We start from the raw sequence: 17,528 nt of genomic DNA on the forward strand, positions 1-17,528 counted from the left end.
GCACCGCCGGTTTTCTTTTGGTCCTATTATGCTCAACTTGAGCAAAATAGATTTCCGCCGGAGGGGCGGAAGAAGGTGGGAGCGATGAGCGTCGTCGAAAACATCAGCGGCACGGGCACCTTGAAGCCGATGACTGCGGCCGAACGTTTCGGCATCATCGAGCGGCCGGACCTGACCTTCACGCCGGCCATCGCCGCGGAGACGGAGCATCTCTACCAGCGCGTCAAAGATTTCATCCCTGCCTTCGAATGGCCGGTCTATGCGCCCTATGTCGCCGCCATCAACCGGCTGAAGCGCGAGCGCAACGCCGTCATCCTCGCCCATAACTACCAGACGCCAGATATCTTCCACTGCGTCGCCGATATCGTCGGCGATTCGCTGCAGCTGGCGCGCGACGCCACCAAGATCGATGCCGAGATCATCGTGCAGTGCGGTGTGCATTTCATGGCCGAGACCTCGAAGCTGCTCAACCCGGAAAAGACCATCCTTATCCCGGATGCCAAGGCCGGGTGTTCCCTGTCGGAATCGATCACCGGCGCGGATGTGCGTCTGCTGAAACAGCGCTATCCGGGCGTACCGGTCGTCACCTATGTCAACACCTCTGCCGACGTGAAGGCGGAAACCGATATCTGCTGCACCTCGTCCAACGTGCTTTCTGTCGTGGAAAGCCTGGAAAGCGATACGGTCCTCTGCATTCCCGACGAATATCTGGCGATGAATGTCGCCAAGCAGACCAACAAGAAGATCCTCACATGGAAGGGCCACTGCGAAGTGCATGAGCGCTTCACGGCTGCGGAACTGCTTGCCTACAAGGATGCCAATCCCGGCATCGAGATCATCGGCCATCCGGAATGCCACCCGGACGTGATTGCCGTCTGCGATTTCGCAGGCTCCACCGCCGGCATGATCAACTACGTCAAGGACAAGCGCCCGCCGCGCGTGCTGCTCGTCACCGAGTGCTCCATGGCATCGAACATCCAGGCGGAGGTCGAGGGCGTCGATTTCGTCAAGCCGTGCAACCTCTGTCCGCACATGAAGCGCATCACGCTGCCGAAGATCCTCGACAGCCTGTTGTTCATGACGGAGGAGGTGCTTGTCGATCCGGCCATCGCCGATCGCGCCCGCCTCGCCGTCGAGCGGATGGTGAACCTGAAGCAGTAGCGACCGACTGTGCTACGGCGCGTTGTTCGGGAGGGAACGATGACAATGACTGGATTTAGGGTTCGGAGCTTGCCTCTTGCGATCTCCCCCCTTGAGGGGGAGATGCCCGACAGGGCAGAGGGGGGCATCCTTGCCGCCCGAGCATGCGGAAACACCCCCCTCTGTTACGTCGTGACATCTCCCCCTCAAGCGGGGAGATCAGTCCGAGACCACCGGAGCTTCCAGCCATGCTGACAGACCATTTCCGCCCGCAATCCTTCAACGGCATCGATGATATCGTCATCGTCGGTGGTGGTCTTGCCGGCCTGTTCTGCGCGCTGAAACTTGCTCCGCGTCCCGTCACCATCCTCGCCGCCGCCCCCATAGGGCATGGTGCATCCTCCGCCTGGGCGCAGGGTGGCATTGCCGCGGCGATGAGCCCCGGCGATACGATCGACAAGCATGTGGCCGATACGCTTGTCGCCGGTGCCGGTATCGTCGATGAAAAGATGACCCGCATGATGGTCGCAGAAGGCCCGGCGCGCATCCACGATCTCTTAGAATACGGCGTTCCCTTCGATCGCGATCTCGAAGGCAAGCTGATCCTGTCGCGCGAAGCCGCCCATTCCGAGCGCCGTATCGTGCGCGTCAAGGGCGACATGGCCGGCAAGGCGATCATGGAGGCGCTTATCGCGGCTGTTCGCAAGACGCCCTCCATCCGCGTTCTCGAAGGCTATGTCGTTGAAGATCTGGTGCGCGAAGGCCGCTTTATCGCGGGCGTCATCGCCCGGCCGGATGCCGGCCAATCTAAGAAGCGTGTGTCGTTCCCCGCCCGCGCTGTCATCCTGTGCTCGGGCGGCGTCGGCCATCTTTTCGCGGTTACGACCAACCCTACCGAGGCCTGCGGCCAGGGCGTCGGCATGGCGGCGCGGGCGGGGGCCATCATCGCCGATCCGGAGTTCGTCCAGTTCCACCCGACAGCGATCAACATTGGCCGCGATCCGGCGCCGCTTGCCACCGAAGCCCTTCGGGGTGATGGCGCGCAACTCATCAACAGCGCCGGGCGCCGTTTCATGCTCGATATCCATCCCGATGCCGAGCTTGCCCCGCGCGATATCGTTTCGCGCGGTGTCTTCGCCGAGGTTCAAGCCGGGCGCGGCGCCTTCCTCGATTGCACCAAGGCGGTCGGCAAACATTTCCCGGATATGTTCCCGACGGTTTACGCCTCCTGCGTGGCGGCCGGCATCGATCCCGTCACGCAAGCCATCCCGGTCGTTCCAGCCGTGCACTATCATATGGGCGGCGTGCTGACAGATGCTGCGGGCCGCACCTCGATCGACGGCCTATGGGCGGCTGGCGAGGTGACGTCGACCGGCGTTCACGGCGCCAACCGGCTCGCGTCGAATTCGCTGCTCGAAGCCGTCGTGTTTGCCGCCCGTATCGCTGAAAACATCAAGGGCATGCTGCCGGAGCCGAAGATCACCGACTGGGGCGGCAATGCCGGCGAAAACGATGATCCGGTGACGCTGGAAGACAGTCCGGCGCTGAAGCGTCTGCGCCTCGTTATGAGCGAGAATGTCGGCGTGATCCGCAGCCGCGAGAGCCTGACGCGGGCGATCCGCGAGATCTCCACGCTGGAGCGGGAAAACACCCGCCTGCGCTTCACCAACATTCTGGCGACTGCAAAGCTGATGGCCGCCGCCGCCTTGCAGCGAACGGAAAGCCGCGGTGGCCACTATCGTTCCGATTGGCCTGAACCGCGCGCCGAATGGAAACACCGCAGCTTCCTGACCCTCGCCGACGCCGAGCGCATCATTGCCGAGGTGACGGAGTTGGAGCCGGCCTGAACCGCTTTAGCAAAAGTACGACCGTGCCGCTCTTCGCGGGCATTCTTCTCCCAAAAAAACTACAGGGCCGCTTTCATGACCATCACCCCGCTTCGTCCCGAACTGCCGGCTCTCATGGTGGAGGAGCAGGTTCGCCTCGCCCTTCTCGAAGATCTCGGCCGCGCCGGTGATATCACCACCTATGCGACGATCGCGCCGCATATGGTCGCGACCGCCGAGATGACCTCGCGCGAGGAGGGCGTGATTGCCGGCCTGGAACTGGCCCGCACCGCCTTCCGTCTCGTCGATCCCACGATCCGTTTCGAAGCGCTGCTCGCCGATGGCGACCGGGTTTCGCCGGGGACGGCGATCGCCCGCGTCAGCGGCCCGGCCCGCGGCCTGCTCTCTGCCGAGCGCGTCGGCCTGAATTTCCTGATGCACCTCAGCGGCGTCGCCACCTATACGGCGACCTTCGCAGCCGAAATCGCCCATACCCGGGCTCGCGTCTGCTGCACCCGCAAGACCATCCCTGGCCTGCGCGGGCTGGAAAAATATGCCGTTCGTCTCGGCGGCGGCTCGAACCATCGTTACGGCCTCGACGATGCCGTGCTGATCAAGGACAACCACATTGCCGTTGCAGCCGGTGTGGCGAGCGCGGTCGAGGCCGCACGCGCCTATTGCGGCCATCTCGTGAAGATCGAAATCGAGGTCGATGGCCTGGATCAGATGCGCGAGGCGCTGACGGCAAGCCCGGATGTGATCCTGCTCGACAACATGGGGCCGGAGATGCTCCGCGAAGCAGTGGCGATCAACGCCGCCCATTGGTCGCTTGACGAGCATGCTTACGTCGCCGATCCGCGCCGCACGAAGCTGGAAGCCTCTGGCAACGTCAATCTCAAGACCATCCGAGATATCGCCGAGACCGGTGTCGATTATATCTCGACATCGAAGATCACTATGGCCGCCCCGACGCTCGATATCGGCCTTGATATCGTCATCAGTTGATGACGCGAAACGCGTGGATATATTTCGTATACATACGGAAATATTTGGATATCGCAGGAAATAGTGGTTAATGATTTCCTGATTCGAGCGATGTCAAATGTATATTATAGTGATAAACAAATAATTTTGACGTAGGACATGAACCGTATTACATCGGTTCATGTCCCCTTTTCATATCGCGTATGGCGGATACACAGTCTTACACGAGGATCTCGAAAAGGAGAGCTTTATGTTGAGTGTCTCGACAGGCACGAGTGCGTATCAGTACCAGAGTATGTTTACCAGTCTGGACAAGAACGGTGACGGGACCGTCAGCCAGGATGAGTTTTCCACAGGCCGTCCGTCGGATGTCACGGCCGAACAGTCCGCCACCCTTTTCGGCAGCCTGAACACCAGCGGCACCGGCGCGTTGACCTATGACGAGTATGTCGCCGGCTCGGAAAGCGCCGCCGACAGCACGTCGGCCAAGCTGTCCGGTGAAATGATGGCGAAGATACTGGACATGCTCCAGCAGACCCAGGGAACCGAACGGCCGCAGCCGCCGTCATCGTCGGACATGTTTGCCGACATGGATACGGACGGTGATGGTTCGGTGACGGAGGCCGAGTTCGTGGCCGCCCGTCCCGAAAACGTGAGTGAGGAGCAGGCCACCGATTTCTTCGCCCGCCTCGATAGCGAAGGTACCGGCGCATTGAGCGAAGAGCAGTTTTCCGCGGCAATGGAAGCAAACCGGCCTGCCGGTCCGCCCCCTGGCATGATGCCACCGCCGGCGGAAGAAACCTCGGAAACCGATAGCACAAGCACGAGTTCCGATAGTGCTGCCGAGACGATCCAGAGCCTGCTTGACCAGCTTTTGTCCGCCATCGAGGCGTACAAGGAAAACAGCGGTAGCGATCTGGACACAACCGAGACGCTGCTTGCCGCCTGACCCGCGGCTTGCAGTATCGACACATGAGGCCGGGTTTCGGGGCAACGGATCCCGGCCTTTCCGTTTCCTGTGGGAACAGCCGTGCCTCCCGCACGTTGGGCTTGATCGTATCTGCTCAATGATTGGAGGAACTATCATGAAACGGTTCGTTTTGACGGCGGCAGTCGCCATATGTGCGGCAACACCCGTGCTTGCCCAGCAATCCGCCCAGACTGCGACCGCCGAATTTGTCGGCAAGGATGGCAAGGAAACCGGCCGTGCCGCGCTGACCGCCGGAAAGGACGGCGTGCTGATCGAAGCGGAAGTCACGGGACTGCCGCCCGGCACCTGGGTTGCCTTCCATGTACATGAAACCGGTGAATGCGATGCCACGCACGGACATGAATCCGCCGGTGGCCACTTCAATCCTGGCAAGACGGAACATGGATTTCTTGCCGCGAACGGTCCCCACGCCGGCGACATGCCCAATCAATATGTCGGTTCCGACGGTGTGATGCGGGCTCAGGTCTTCAACAGCTTCATTCGCCTCGATGACGATACGACCGGTGTGCGCGGTCGCGCGCTGATGATCCACGCAAAGTCTGACGACAATCGCAGCCAGCCAACGGGCGATGCCGGCGAACGTCTGGCCTGTGCGCCGATCAGGTAAGCGGGGTGAACAGGCGGCGCTTTTCCTTACTACTCTGCAGGGGGCGCCGCTTCTTCGGGCTTTGCCGCATAAAAGGTCTGCTTCACCCGCTCCAGCATGTCCCGTGTCGTCGCCCACCATGCACCGGTCGCAACCCAGTAGCGAAGCGTGAGGCTCGTGGTGTCCGTGCCAAGCTCTGCGATAAAGGCCGACGGAGCCGGGGTCTGCTCGATCCGGCTGTCTCCAGAGGCGATCTCGACCAGCTTTGCCTTGGCAGCCTCGATATGGGCTTCATTCGGCAGCGTCACGGAAAGCTCATGCCGGCGCAGCCGCTCGCGGCTGTAGTTGGTCACCGGTACGTTCCAGAGAATGGAATTCGGCGCCAGCCGGTAAAGCCCGTCAGCCGTGCGTAATTCGGTGGCGAAAAGGCCGATTTCCGTCACGGTGCCGCTCACCGCCGGCGTCTCGATCGATTCACCCACACGGAAGGGGCGGAGCACCAGCAACATGATGCCGGCGGCGATGTTCTGGAGGGTGCCTTGGAGGGCAAGACCGATGGCCAGGCCGATGGCACCGACGGCGGCGATGATCGAGGCCGTCTGAACGCCGAACTGCCCGAGAACCGTGATGAAAACGAGGATCAGCACCGCATAGCGCAGGATGTTCGAAAAGAACCGCGCGAGCGTCTCGTCGATCCCTCGCACCCGTGACAGACCGGAGTAGGCCCAATTGTGCAGCAGTCGGGCAATTATCCATCCCACAAACAGCAGTATGATCGCGCCGATGACGGAGAATGAATATTGGACCGCCAAGGCACTCGCTTGGCTGAGTGCCGTGCGTGTGGCAATGATAACGTCGCTGGCCTGCTGTTCCATACCGTCTTCCAGTCCTGAAGTTTTCGTGCTTCGGGAGATGGAGTAGCAGGGACAGGGATCAACCCCAAAAATGATCAGCGGCCGCCGAGCTTCAGTCCGGGCGCGGGGCGTTCGCTCAGAATCTGGCGGCGGAAGCGGAAGAGGGCAGCAGGGCGGCCCCCCGTCGCGGCAGACATCATGCCCGTCGGCTCGACAAGCTCCGCACCTTCGACAAGCCGGCGGAAATTCTGCTTGTGAAGATGTCGGCCGGAGATCGCTTCCACCGTCGCCTGAAGGTCGGTCAGGGTAAATTCCGGCGGCATGAGCTCGAAGATGACGGGGCGGTATTTGATCTTGCCCCGCAGGCGCGCAATCGCGGTTGCGACAATCCGGCGATGGTCGTGGCGCATGGCGCGACCGACCACGGGCAGACCGCCGCTTTTGCAATGGCCGTCGGAAATGGCTTCCGCGACCAGACCGGCCTCGTACAGCAACTCGTAGCGCTCCAGCACGCGCTCCTCGTCCCAAGGAAAATCTCCGACGCCGAAAGCAAGGCGAATACGCGTGCGTCGTTGCGGCAGCCCAAGCCGCTCGTCGGCGCTGCCGCCCGTCTCCCATTGCGACAGCGCGGGCAGGATGACGCGGTCGATGACATCGGGGCGACCTTGCCGCCAGTCCTCCCATGGGAGGTAGCCGTACCAGTCGCGCCACGAGGCGCCGGCTTCCGCAAGCCGGGCATTGTTCTCGGCATCCGTCCGGGTCAGCGCCAGATAGCCGACCGAGACCATGTGCTTGCCGTCTTCACCGGGCAGCCGGTGCCGCCCACGATCGCCGAAGGTGTAGAGCTGTTCGATATAGCCGAGATCGAGCGCCGTCTGCTGTTCCACACGGGCGCGCAGGCTGGTCTCGAAGGTTCGATGCAAAGCCGGATCGAATGGGCCGAAGGGCAAGGCGTCGCGCTCGTCTGCGCCGTCGTTTACTGCAAGGATGAGCGGCGAGCGGTTGTTGACCGCAACGATCGCCGCATTGAGGCCGATCTCGACGGAATCAGCCGTCATCGGTCACTCCCTCCGGCACGGGCGAGAAGACGAAGGGTACGTCGCCGTCCGTATCCTTGCCGCGGCCGATCGCCTTGACGGCGGCCACCAGTTTTCCCTGCCGGGACAGAAGACGATCGCCGATTTCCACGATCCTGGTGTTCGGGGTGGCATAGGGCGAGGCTGCGCGCAGGCGCTGGACGAGCGCGCCGTCGTCCTGATCGGGCTCGACCGCAAGCGCTGCAACCAGTGCGGCGGCCGGCGAGCGCGAGACACCCATCCAGCAATGCACGAGTAGCGGCGAATTTCGATCCCACGTGCGAGCGAAGCTGATGATCTCGGAAACATGCTCATCGGCAGGTGCCACCAGCCCGCCGGTTCCGGCAAAGGCGATATCGTTCATCGAGAGCAGCACGTGGCGGCTTGCATCGATCACGCCCGGCCGATGAAACGCCTGCTCCTTTGCCACGAGGCTCACCATCTCGCGGCACTTATGCCGCACGGCCATTTCCGCAATCCTGCCCAGAGGTGAAACGACGATGAGCGCCATATCAGGATATCACGCCGGCTGTTGCGCGCGCGGCCTCGATCTCGGCGAAGCGTTCCGCAAACCGACGCTGTGCGTTCATCGCCGACATAGGCTCGATGGGGATCATCTCGCGGGTAATGCCGCGCGGCTGGCCGAAGAATTTCTTGGCTTCGGTGAGAGAGAAGCCGGCAAGCAGCGTTGCCTCGAAGAACGCCGCCACCTGATCGGCTTTCTTGATGCGCTCCTTGAGTTCCGTCGGGGTCATGGCGGGTAGGCCAAAGCGCAGGTGAATGGCACTTTCAAGCCGTGCTTCCACCGTCTTGTAGCCACCGCCGACGACGGCCTTGAACGGCGAGATCATGTCGCCGATCACATATTCCGCGGCATCGTGCAGAAGCGCCATCTGACACTCGTCGGCGCTGCAGATGTTCTGACGACGGAAGATTTCTTCGACGACAAGACTATGCTGGGCGACCGAGAAGGCATGCTCGCCCTCCGTCTGACCGTTCCACCGAGCGACGCGGGCAAGCCCGTGGGCGATATCGGCAAGCTCGATATCGAGCGGCGAGGGATCGAGCAGATCGAGACGCCGCCCGGAAAGCATGCGCTGCCAGGCACGCGCAGACATCAGGCGCTCACCTCGTCGGCTGCGCTGGGGAAGGAAAGTCCGGTCCAGGAAGGCAGCGTCAGGGTAACTGGAATTGAGCCGCAGTTGATCGGCTTGCCCTCGGCAATCGCTTCGCCAGCCTTGTCGATCCGCACGATCGCAAGGCCGCTTCTGCCGGAAACGCTGCCGAGTGTGCCGATCGGCCGATCATTGACGGTGATCGGCGTGCCGCTCTCGGGAAGCGGCGCCTCACCCGCGACCAGGACGACGCGCCGACGCGCCGTGCCGCGATGCTGCATGCGGGAGACGACTTCCTGGCCCACATAGCAGCCCTTCTTGAAGGAAAGCCCGCCATTGAGATCGAACAAGACATCATGCGGAAAGGCATCCTGAAGCGGGTAGTCGGCGCCGGCAACGGCGATGCCGGACGCGATGCGGAGTGCATCGTACCAGCCCTTGTCGCCGGTTTCCGTCGATGCTGCGCCGTAATGCCGGTAAAGCGGCGTGCCCGCCTTGGCAAAGCGGACATCGCTATATCCCTCCTGCGCAGCGTCGGAAATCCACACCGAAGCCGGCATGTGCAGATCGAGTTTCACGTCGGCCCGTAGTTTGTACATGGTGAGCCGCTTCAAAAGCGCTTCCGCCTGATAGATGCCGGTTTCCAGCCGAAGACCGTCTCCGTCGCGGCTGACGATGAAATCGAAGAGGATCTTGCCCTGCGGCGTCAGAAGGGCACCCGGGCGGGCTTCGTCCGACGCCAGTTGGTCAAGGTCGGTGGTGATCAGGTTTTGCAGCAGGTCCTCGGCATCCTTGCCCGAAACGAAGACGAGGGCGCGGTCGGGAAGGGCGGTGGGCTGCATGTTGTCTATCCTTTTGACGGGAAGAAACAGGTAAGACGCCGCGCGTCGCTCGGCAAGTCTCTTTCAGACGGGTCGTTCGGTTCTGCCCGGCTCAATCGCCGCCCTGAAGGAATTTCCACTGGCCATCGGGCGTGATGCCGATGCGGTAGAAATTGTAGCTGCCGAATTCTTCCATGCCGGCATAATCGCCTGCTGTAACGAGACGCAGCAGGTCCACCTTTTCCGGCGGGGTCAGCGATGCGAGAGGCTTTTCGGCAAAATAGGGCCAGATATAGAGTTCGTCGGGTGTGTCCTTGTCGACATTGACGAAACCTGTGGAGAGCAGGTCGAGCATGATCGCCAGAATCTCAAGTCCCTCACCATCGCCGGAGAGCGCCTTGATGGTCTCGATCGGGTCCTCCTGACCGTCGCCGACCTGGGTCTGCGTCGGCCCCTTGCCAAGCAGCGGACGTAGCCGCTCAATATCGCCGGAGGCGGCCGCCTCTACGATCAACTCGCGCATGCGCGCGACCGGTGCGGGGATTTTCGAAATGTCCGACAGAACCTCGACAGGGGCGGCGGGAGCCGCGTCTTCGATCGAATCGTCTTTGGTTTCGACGCCGGGCTTTTGCACAAGCGGGTCCGGCATCGGGATACGCATCGGCTGGCCGGTGTCTTCGGCCGGCTCATCCTCGGCGGGCTGCTCCTCGTCCGGGGGCAGGTCGCCCGGGACGCGCTTCAATTCGCTAAGGGCATAGGCGGGGCGGCTATCGACGAACGGCGCAAGGCTGGCCGTCGCCAGCAAAAGGGCACAGAGACCTGCCGCAAAAGGCCGGTTTACCGGTATCAGCCCCGTCATGTCTGCCTCGCCCTATTGCAGGGTCCGTCCTGGAGAAAATTCGCCAGCGAGCATACGCTCGCGAAGGGAGGTAAGCATTGCTTCAGCGCCATCTTCGCCATGAAGGCGAATGGTCTCGCGCATGGCAAGCGCGATCGCCGCGTCGGCAATGATTTCAGGCTCGATGCCATCGGCCATGCCGTCGGCCCAAGCCTCATTCTGGTGTTCGAGCGCTGCCTGCATTTTCTCGTGAACGATCATGTCGTCGATGTCGTTGAGACTTGGTTCCATCATACGTTCCATGCAGATTCTACGCTCTTAACCGAATTCCGATACTAACCCCGGAACCACTTCTTACCACTCTCTTAACGAGATTAGCAGCCTTTTCCCAAAACGACACGGGGTCGTGAAGAAAGAGGTTAATTAATCCTTAATTTCCGAAGCGGGCGACAATTTCTGACGCAAGTGTTGCTCCTTCGGCACGGTATCGCTGGTCTGCCATCACTGCCGCCGGGGTGCAAGAGGTATAAACGGATGCAAAACTCCTGTAACCGCGATTGAAGGAAGCGGTCAGGCGCGCTTTTCGGACAGCTTCGCCCGCCGCTTCCTTGTTCAGAAGGTCTTGCATCGCCTGCCGCCAGTCATCCGGATCGCCCGCCTTGCAGAGCACGCGCAGGTAATGCACCGAGCCAAGAATCTCCGAAAGTCTGAGCAGACGCGCATCGTAAGGGGCCGGTTTTTCCGCCGGTTCCACAGATGTCGCGGCGGGGGTCTCGGGGGATGTCGTGGAGGGGGTCTCAGACGTCTGCGCCATCGCCGGTAAGGCGACGGCAAGAGCAAGGGCACCAAAAACCAGGGCGCGAAAACCTGCGGCGCATCGTTCGATTCGGTTGAGGCGAGCCGAATCAATTACGCTCCTGTGGGTGCTAAAATCCTTCATCGTCCGCTTTCCCGTTCCAGCCGGTCGATGCAATCGCGCACGCTGTCGGGTGCCGGAAGAGCTTCGATCTCGCTTGCGGTGAACCAGCCGAGAGAAAGCGCATCATCGGCGGCCACCGCGATGCTATCGGAATCGGCATCGACCTTGAACACGGAAAGGAAGAAATGGCGCTCGTCATCGGACGCGCGGGGCGGCAGGTCGTAGGTCGCGAAAAGCCGTGCGTTGCGCGCGACGATGCCGGTTTCTTCCTCAAATTCCCTCAACGCGGTTTGCGCCGGCGTTTCACCCGGTTCGGCGCGGCCGCCGGGAAAGGCGTACATATCGGCTGACGGCGGGTTGGCGCGTCTGACGAGCAGGTAGCGGCCGTCGCGTTCGAGAATGGCAGAAGAGGCAAGCTGGGGCATGGACGAACTCAAAATACCGCACTGAAAAGAATCGCAGGCCTTTGTTGACCCAGCATAGGCGAAGTGCCATCTGAAAACCATGTGTGGACGATTTTCACTGACGGCGACGGCAAAAGATCTCGCCGAGTTTATGGCGCTGATGGAAGCCGAGGACTTCCCGGCGCGCTACAATATCGCGCCGACGCAGCCGATCCTCGTCGTGATGACCGGCGATCGCCAAACGCCGGGCAGCAACCTGCCGGATCGCAAAGCCATATTGGTGCGCTGGGGGCTGACACCGTCCTGGGTCAAGGACCCACGCGATTTTCCGCTGCTGATCAACGCCCGCTCGGAAACAGCCGCCTCCAAGGCATCCTTCAAGACGGCCATGCGCCATCGCCGCGTTCTTATCCCCGCATCCGGCTTTTATGAGTGGCATCGCCCGGCGAAGGAAACGGGCGAGCCGTCGCAGGCGTACTGGATACGGCCGAGAAACGGTGGCATCGTCGCCTTCGCGGGGTTGATGGAAACCTGGTCTTCGGCTGACGGTTCCGAGGTCGATACGGGCGCAATCCTGACCGTTGCGGCCAATGCCGCGATTTCGCCGATCCATGATCGCATGCCTGTTGTCATCAAGCCGGAGGATTTTTCACGCTGGCTCGATTGCAAGACGCAGGAGCCACGGCACGTCGCCGATCTCCTCACACCTGTCGAAGACGATTATTTCGAAGCGATCGCGGTCTCCGACAAGGTCAACAAGGTCGCCAACATGGGGCCGGACCTGCAAGATCCCGTCGAGCCGAAGCAAAGGCTCCAGCCCGCCAAGCCTCAACCGAAGACCAGCGATCAGCTTTCGCTCTTTTAAGCCTGTCGACCGCTCAGGCGGTCTGTGGCTTCTTTTTGGGCTTTGGCTTCAGCTGCAGCGCCGCAGCGAGTACGGCCTTAAGGCCGAGGGGACGGTACTGTTCGATGAGATTGGCGGTCGGGCGTTTTTCGGCCTTGTCGCTCTTCTGCACGGTCATTTCAAACTCTCCTTGAGGTGTGTCCCTAGCCGTCTTTGGTTCGCTCCACTTTTGCAGCGGATGCGTAATCTTATTGTTACGGAAGAAACAGGCCATATTGTGCGTGTCCCCGCAAGCCCGAATCCTCAGTCACTTGGCGTCTCTGACGGCCCAAACGTGACAAAAGAATGACGGAGCGATTGCAATCCAAACATATGATGCTGGCGCTGGACTGACCTCTTGACCGCTCTCTGGCCCGCCCCCTTGACCGAATGCCTTTCAGGCGCGATAAAGCTCGCCATGAAAACGGTTATCTGCATCACCTGCGGGATTATTATTCGCTAGCGCTTCAGCTGGCCCGTCCGTTTTCGTCTCCTGAAATCCAAGATGACAACGCGAAGGTCCAGCGGTGGGCTGTCGTGTACCCGTCAGCATGCAATTGGGAGACTTGGAATGGCCGAAAAGCCGACGCTGAAACTGTACAACACGCTCACGCGCGAAAAGGCGGATTTCACGCCAATCGACGCCAAAAATGTGCGTATGTATGTCTGCGGCCCGACCGTTTATGATTTCGCCCACATCGGCAACGCCCGCCCGGTCATCGTCTTCGACGTGCTGAACCGGCTGCTGCGTCATGTCTATGGCGCTGAGAATGTCACCTATGTCCGCAACATCACCGACGTTGACGACAAGATCAACGCGCGGGCGCTGCGTGACTACCCCGGTCTTCCGCTGAACGATGCCATCCGCCGCGTGACGGAAAAGACCGAGACGCAGTTCATCGAGGACGCCAAGGCGCTCGGCTGCCTCGATCCGGATGTCCAGCCGCGGGCGACCGAAAACATCGTGCAGATGGTCGAGATCATCCAGACGCTCATCGACAAGGGCCATGCCTATGTCGCGACGGGCTCGGAAGGCAAGGAAGTGCTGTTTTCGACCGGCTCCATGGCGGACTACGGCGCACTCTCAAAGCGCAAGCTGGAAGACCAGCAGGCCGGTGCCCGCGTGGCCGTCGAGGAACACAAGCACAATCCAGCCGATTTCGTGCTCTGGAAGCAGTCGGCCGAGAACGAGCCGGGCTGGGATGCGAGCTTTACAGTCGAAGGTGTCAGCCAGTCGATCTTCGGTCGTCCGGGCTGGCATATCGAATGCTCGGCCATGAGCGGGCGGTATCTCGGCGACGTCTTCGATATCCATGGCGGTGGGCTCGATCTTATCTTCCCGCACCATGAAAACGAGATCGCTCAGTCGCGTTGCGCCCACGGCACGCCGGTCATGGCCAATGTCTGGATGCACAACGGCTTCCTGCAGGTCGAAGGCCGCAAGATGTCGAAGTCCGAAGGCAACTTCGTTACCATCGCGGAGCTGTTGCACAGCGACGTCTTCGGTGGCCGTAAATGGCCGGGCGAGGTGCTGCGCCTTGCCATGCTGATGACCCATTATCGCGAGCCGATCGATTTTTCGATCAAGCGGCTTGAGGAGGCGGAGCGTATCCTCAAGCGCTGGAATCTCGTTGCGGAGCAGCACGCTCCGGCGAACGACGCGGCGCTGGACGGCGAGGTTCTCGATGCTCTCGCCGACGACCTCGATATGTCGAAGGTTGTGGCGAGACTGCACGCTCTGGCAAAGGAGACGGAAGGCTCTGCCGAAAGGCTGGCGGCAAGCCTGAAGTTCCTGGGCCTCTGGTTCCCATCGGCCGCATGGCGCAAGGATGAGCCGGTTCTTCAGGATGATCTCAAGGCGGCAATCGATGCGCTGGTGGAGATGCGTCTTGAAATGCTGAAGGCCAAGAATTTTGCCGAGGCCGACAAGATTCGCGACCAGCTCGTTGCTCAGGGCATCCAGCTTAAGGACGGCAAGGACCCGGCGACAGGAGAGCGCGTTACGACGTGGGAAGTGAAACGGTGAGCGGGTTGTCCGCGAGCTGTTGCCGACTTGGCCGATGAAACTGACTGGCCGATGATGTGTCGGCCAGGAAGGCATTCCGGGAAACGTTGCAGGGAGGAGTTGAAATGATCGATCATACCGGGATTGCCGTCTCCGACTTCGGGAAGGCAAAGACGTTCTATGATGCAACCATGACCGCGCTCGGCGCCACGCTGATGATGACGGTGCCGAAGGAATATACCGGTGGCATGAACGTCTTCGGTTACGGCCGCGATCACCCAAGCTACTGGCTGACGGAAGGCAAAGACCCGGGTCCGGGCCGCCACATCGCCTTCACGGCCTCTGGTCGCGCCATGGTCGATGCCTTCTATGCGGCCGCGATGGCGTCTGGCGGAAGAGACAATGGTGCGCCAGGGCTGCGTCCCCACTATCATCTGAACTACTACGGGGCTTTCGTTTTTGACCCCGATGGGAACAACATCGAAGCAGTCTGTCACAAACCGGAATAGGCTGGAGGAGGAAGGACCGTCATGAGTACTGACACGACGCCTCGCTATACCGGTGGCTGCCAATGCGGAGCCGTTCGCTTCCGCATCAGCGGTCCGTTGGGCGAGGCCTCGATCTGTCATTGCCGCATGTGCCAGAAGGCATTCGGGGCCTATTACGCCCCGCTGGTCTCAACCCGTGGAGCCGAGCTTGTCTGGACACGCGGCGAGCCGAAACGGTTTCGTTCGTCCAATTCGGTGCTGCGCGGTTTCTGCGCCGATTGCGGCACGCCCTTGACCTTCGAAGCGCCGGATGGCGTGGCGATTGCCTTGGGTGCGCTGGATGATCCGTCTGCCGTACCGCCGACGGTGCAATTCGGCGTCGAGGCGAAGATCGATTTTGTCGATCGGCTGCATGCCCTGCCGCAGCAGAACACCGAGGACGATCTTGAAGGCGCGCCGTATCTCGCGTCTGTTGTTTCCTATCAGCATCCCGATCATGACACCGTCGATTGGCCGCCGGAGGCACGCCCATGAGCATTTCGCGGATCTACACCGGCGGATGCCAGTGCGGCGCGGTGCGCTACCGCGCCGAGGGCACGCTTGCCGACCCGCATCTCTGCCATTGCCGGATGTGCCAGAAGGCGGCCGGCAACTATTTCATGCCGCTCGCCAATGCCGCCCGCGCGACCTTTTCGCTGACGCGCGGCGAGCCGTCCTGGTTCCAGTCGTCCCATCTGGTGCGCCGTGGCTTTTGCGAGAAATGCGGCACGCCGCTGTTCTACGACATGCCGGCGGAGGACTTCATCAACATCGTGCTCGGTTCGCTTGATGATCCCGACGATGTTCGCCCTATCGGCCAGTCCGGCGTGGAATCGCGCGTGCCATGGTTTTCACAGCTGCCGCGTTTGCCGGAAAAGGAAACGGATACGGAGGGCGAGGGCGCTGTCGAGCGCCATATCGCCATCCTTGAATCGAACAACCAGCATCCCGATTACGACACCGTTCACTGGCCCCTGGAGGATGATCGATGACCGATACCGAACGTACCGGAGGCTGCCAGTGCGGCGCTGTCCGTTTCCGCATCAGGGGCACGCTTGGCCGCCCGTCGATCTGTCACTGCCGCATGTGCCAGAAAGCGTTCGGGGGTTTCTTCGGCCCGCTGGTCACCGCGCCGGAAGGCGGTGTCGAATGGACCCGCGAAGAGCCGAGCTACTTCCAGTCCTCTGTCAATATTTCCCGTGGCTTCTGCGCTTCCTGCGGAACGCCGCTGACCTACCGCCATCCCGGCGGGCTGGAGATCGCCATCGGCGCCTTCGACGATCGCTCCGATCTCGCGCCACAAATTCAGGTCAACTATGCTGCCCGCATTCCCTGGGTCACGACGATCTTCGAGCAGCCGGTCCATAAGGACGCGGATTATTACTCCCGGCAGGAGCAGATCATCTCCTTCCAGCATCCCGATCACGATACGGCCGAATGGCCTCAACACGGCATGAATCTATGACATTGCGCACGCTTTACCCTGAAATCGAACCCTACGCGTCCGGCCATCTCGATGTCGGCGACGGTCACGTCATCTATTGGGAAAAGTCCGGCACGCCCGGCGCCAAGCCGGCCGTCTTCCTGCATGGCGGCCCCGGCGGCACGATCTCGCCGAGCCACCGCCGCCTGTTCGATCCAGCGCTTTACGACGTCACCCTGTTCGACCAGCGCGGCTGCGGACAATCGACGCCGCATGGCGAACTTGAGGCCAATACCACATGGCATCTGGTGGCCGATATCGAGCGCCTGCGCGAGATGGCGGGTATCGACAAGTGGCTGGTTTTCGGCGGCTCCTGGGGCTCGACCCTGGCGCTCGCCTATGCCGAAAAGCACCCCGAACATGTGTCCGAACTCGTCCTGCGCGGCATCTACACGCTGACCAGGGCCGAACTCGACTGGTACTACCAGTTCGGCGTCTCCGAGATGTTTCCGGACAAGTGGGAGCGCTTCATCGCGCCGATCCCGGAAAATGAGCGTCACGAAATGATGCACGCCTATCATCGCCGCCTGACCAGCGACGACAAGGCGACCCGGCTTGCCGCTGCCAAGACCTGGAGCATCTGGGAAGGCGAAACCATCACGCTGCTTCCTGAACCGTCCACCAGCGACAAGTTCGAGGAAGACGAGTTCGCCTACGCCTTCGCCCGCATCGAAAACCACTTCTTCGTCAATGCCGGCTGGATGGAGGAGGGACAGCTGCTGCGTGATGCACACAAGCTCCAAGGCATTCCCGGCGTCATCATTCACGGTCGCTACGACATGCCGTGCCCGGCGAAATATGCCTGGGCACTGCACAAGGCATGGCCGGATGCGGATTTCCATCTGATCGAAGGGGCGGGGCACGCCTATTCGGAGCCCGGCATTCTCGATCAGCTGATCCGCGCGACGGACAGGTATGCGGGGAAGGTGTAATGACCAGTTCTGCCGCTTTCACCCCCCTCTGTCCCTTCGGGACATCTCCCCCTCAAGGGGGGAGATCGTTCTTTCCTCTTGCAAAGGTTAGGGACGCAGGCAGTCTGCGGCTGATCTCCCCCCTTGAGGGGGAGATGTCGGCGT

Annotated in this window: 22 protein-coding genes; 12 read left to right on the forward strand and 10 right to left on the reverse strand. The window is 61.4% G+C overall.

All coding sequences use genetic code 11. The features are described from left to right. The first annotated feature begins 84 nt into the window (after positions 1–84). The 5 genes from nadA (at position 85) to BLX89_RS08850 (ending at position 5,548) form a co-directional block, all read left to right on the forward strand. Entirely contained in the window at positions 85–1,161 is a 1,077-nt protein-coding gene (nadA, locus tag BLX89_RS08830; protein WP_075290272.1) for a quinolinate synthase NadA, read from the forward strand. A gap of 227 nt (positions 1,162–1,388) precedes the next feature. Further along, the gene (locus BLX89_RS08835) at positions 1,389–2,987 is read left to right on the forward strand and encodes an L-aspartate oxidase (RefSeq protein WP_075290273.1); all 1,599 of its coding nucleotides are present in this window, start codon (positions 1,389–1,391) and stop codon (positions 2,985–2,987) included. A gap of 81 nt (positions 2,988–3,068) precedes the next feature. After that, positions 3,069–3,971, forward strand: coding sequence for a carboxylating nicotinate-nucleotide diphosphorylase (gene nadC, locus BLX89_RS08840; protein WP_075290440.1), 903 nt, complete (start codon positions 3,069–3,071; stop codon positions 3,969–3,971). A gap of 229 nt (positions 3,972–4,200) precedes the next feature. Then, the gene (locus BLX89_RS08845) at positions 4,201–4,899 is read left to right on the forward strand and encodes an EF-hand domain-containing protein (protein ID WP_158025948.1); all 699 of its coding nucleotides are present in this window, start codon (positions 4,201–4,203) and stop codon (positions 4,897–4,899) included. A 136-nt stretch (positions 4,900–5,035) separates the two neighbouring features. Beyond that, entirely contained in the window at positions 5,036–5,548 is a 513-nt protein-coding gene (locus tag BLX89_RS08850; protein WP_075290275.1) for a superoxide dismutase family protein, read from the forward strand. A gap of 29 nt (positions 5,549–5,577) precedes the next feature. Here BLX89_RS08850 and BLX89_RS08855 read toward each other — a convergent pair whose 3' ends face one another. The 9 genes from BLX89_RS08855 to BLX89_RS08895 form a co-directional block, all read right to left on the reverse strand. Then, on the reverse strand, positions 5,578–6,402 hold the full coding sequence (locus tag BLX89_RS08855) for a mechanosensitive ion channel family protein (RefSeq protein ID WP_075290276.1): 825 nt from the start codon (positions 6,400–6,402) through the stop codon (positions 5,578–5,580). A 74-nt stretch (positions 6,403–6,476) separates the two neighbouring features. Then, complete coding sequence (locus tag BLX89_RS08860) at positions 6,477–7,439, reverse strand: NUDIX hydrolase (RefSeq protein ID WP_075290277.1); 963 nt, start codon at positions 7,437–7,439, stop codon at positions 6,477–6,479. Beyond that, positions 7,429–7,968 carry a tyrosine phosphatase family protein gene (locus BLX89_RS08865; RefSeq protein WP_075290278.1) on the reverse strand — a complete coding sequence of 180 codons (540 nt, stop codon included), beginning with the start codon at positions 7,966–7,968 and terminating at the stop codon, positions 7,429–7,431. The genes BLX89_RS08860 and BLX89_RS08865 overlap by 11 nt, the downstream gene beginning before the upstream one ends. A gap of 1 nt (position 7,969) precedes the next feature. After that, entirely contained in the window at positions 7,970–8,578 is a 609-nt protein-coding gene (locus BLX89_RS08870; protein ID WP_143523553.1) for a YfbR-like 5'-deoxynucleotidase, read from the reverse strand. After that, positions 8,575–9,414 (reverse strand): CAF17-like 4Fe-4S cluster assembly/insertion protein YgfZ, encoded by an 840-nt coding sequence (gene ygfZ, locus BLX89_RS08875; RefSeq protein ID WP_075290280.1) that lies wholly within the window; start codon positions 9,412–9,414, stop codon positions 8,575–8,577. The genes BLX89_RS08870 and ygfZ overlap by 4 nt, the downstream gene beginning before the upstream one ends. A gap of 91 nt (positions 9,415–9,505) precedes the next feature. After that, the gene (locus tag BLX89_RS08880; RefSeq protein WP_075290281.1) at positions 9,506–10,252 is read right to left on the reverse strand and encodes a hypothetical protein; all 747 of its coding nucleotides are present in this window, start codon (positions 10,250–10,252) and stop codon (positions 9,506–9,508) included. A 12-nt stretch (positions 10,253–10,264) separates the two neighbouring features. Then, positions 10,265–10,534 carry a hypothetical protein gene (locus BLX89_RS08885; protein WP_143523554.1) on the reverse strand — a complete coding sequence of 90 codons (270 nt, stop codon included), beginning with the start codon at positions 10,532–10,534 and terminating at the stop codon, positions 10,265–10,267. Between the two features lie 127 nt (positions 10,535–10,661). After that, positions 10,662–11,045 (reverse strand): TIGR02301 family protein, encoded by a 384-nt coding sequence (locus tag BLX89_RS08890; RefSeq protein ID WP_083637402.1) that lies wholly within the window; start codon positions 11,043–11,045, stop codon positions 10,662–10,664. A 122-nt stretch (positions 11,046–11,167) separates the two neighbouring features. After that, a complete protein-coding gene (locus BLX89_RS08895) occupies positions 11,168–11,575 on the reverse strand; it encodes an NUDIX hydrolase (protein WP_143523555.1) in 408 nt (135 codons plus the stop codon). A 79-nt stretch (positions 11,576–11,654) separates the two neighbouring features. Here BLX89_RS08895 and BLX89_RS08900 point away from each other — a divergent pair, with 79 nt between their 5' ends. Further along, positions 11,655–12,419, forward strand: coding sequence for an SOS response-associated peptidase (locus BLX89_RS08900; protein ID WP_075290283.1), 765 nt, complete (start codon positions 11,655–11,657; stop codon positions 12,417–12,419). A 13-nt stretch (positions 12,420–12,432) separates the two neighbouring features. Here the strand turns inward: BLX89_RS08900 and BLX89_RS24795 are convergent, their stop codons facing one another. Continuing rightward, positions 12,433–12,576, reverse strand: a complete 144-nt coding sequence (locus BLX89_RS24795; RefSeq protein ID WP_198935136.1) for a hypothetical protein — start codon at positions 12,574–12,576, stop codon at positions 12,433–12,435. A gap of 432 nt (positions 12,577–13,008) precedes the next feature. Between BLX89_RS24795 and cysS the strand changes: the two genes are divergently transcribed. From cysS to pip, 6 genes are all read left to right on the forward strand, one after another. After that, entirely contained in the window at positions 13,009–14,463 is a 1,455-nt protein-coding gene (cysS, locus tag BLX89_RS08905) for a cysteine--tRNA ligase (protein WP_075290284.1), read from the forward strand. Positions 14,464–14,567: 104 nt separating this feature from the next. Next, positions 14,568–14,951, forward strand: coding sequence for a VOC family protein (locus tag BLX89_RS08910; protein WP_075290285.1), 384 nt, complete (start codon positions 14,568–14,570; stop codon positions 14,949–14,951). 21 nt (positions 14,952–14,972) lie between these two features. Continuing rightward, a complete protein-coding gene (locus BLX89_RS08915; RefSeq protein WP_075290286.1) occupies positions 14,973–15,464 on the forward strand; it encodes a GFA family protein in 492 nt (163 codons plus the stop codon). Beyond that, complete coding sequence (locus tag BLX89_RS08920) at positions 15,461–15,961, forward strand: GFA family protein (protein ID WP_075290287.1); 501 nt, start codon at positions 15,461–15,463, stop codon at positions 15,959–15,961. The genes BLX89_RS08915 and BLX89_RS08920 overlap by 4 nt, the downstream gene beginning before the upstream one ends. Next, positions 15,958–16,434: a GFA family protein gene (locus BLX89_RS08925; RefSeq protein WP_075290288.1), complete on the forward strand. Its 477-nt coding sequence runs from the start codon at positions 15,958–15,960 to the stop codon at positions 16,432–16,434. The genes BLX89_RS08920 and BLX89_RS08925 overlap by 4 nt, the downstream gene beginning before the upstream one ends. Continuing rightward, positions 16,407–17,384, forward strand: a complete 978-nt coding sequence (gene pip, locus BLX89_RS08930; RefSeq protein ID WP_425348600.1) for a prolyl aminopeptidase — start codon at positions 16,407–16,409, stop codon at positions 17,382–17,384. Before BLX89_RS08925 ends, pip begins: the two co-directional genes overlap by 28 nt. Positions 17,385–17,528 lie beyond the last annotated feature (144 nt).

The organism is Pararhizobium arenae (genome assembly GCF_001931685.1).
GTDB lineage: Bacteria > Pseudomonadota > Alphaproteobacteria > Rhizobiales > Rhizobiaceae > Pararhizobium > Pararhizobium arenae.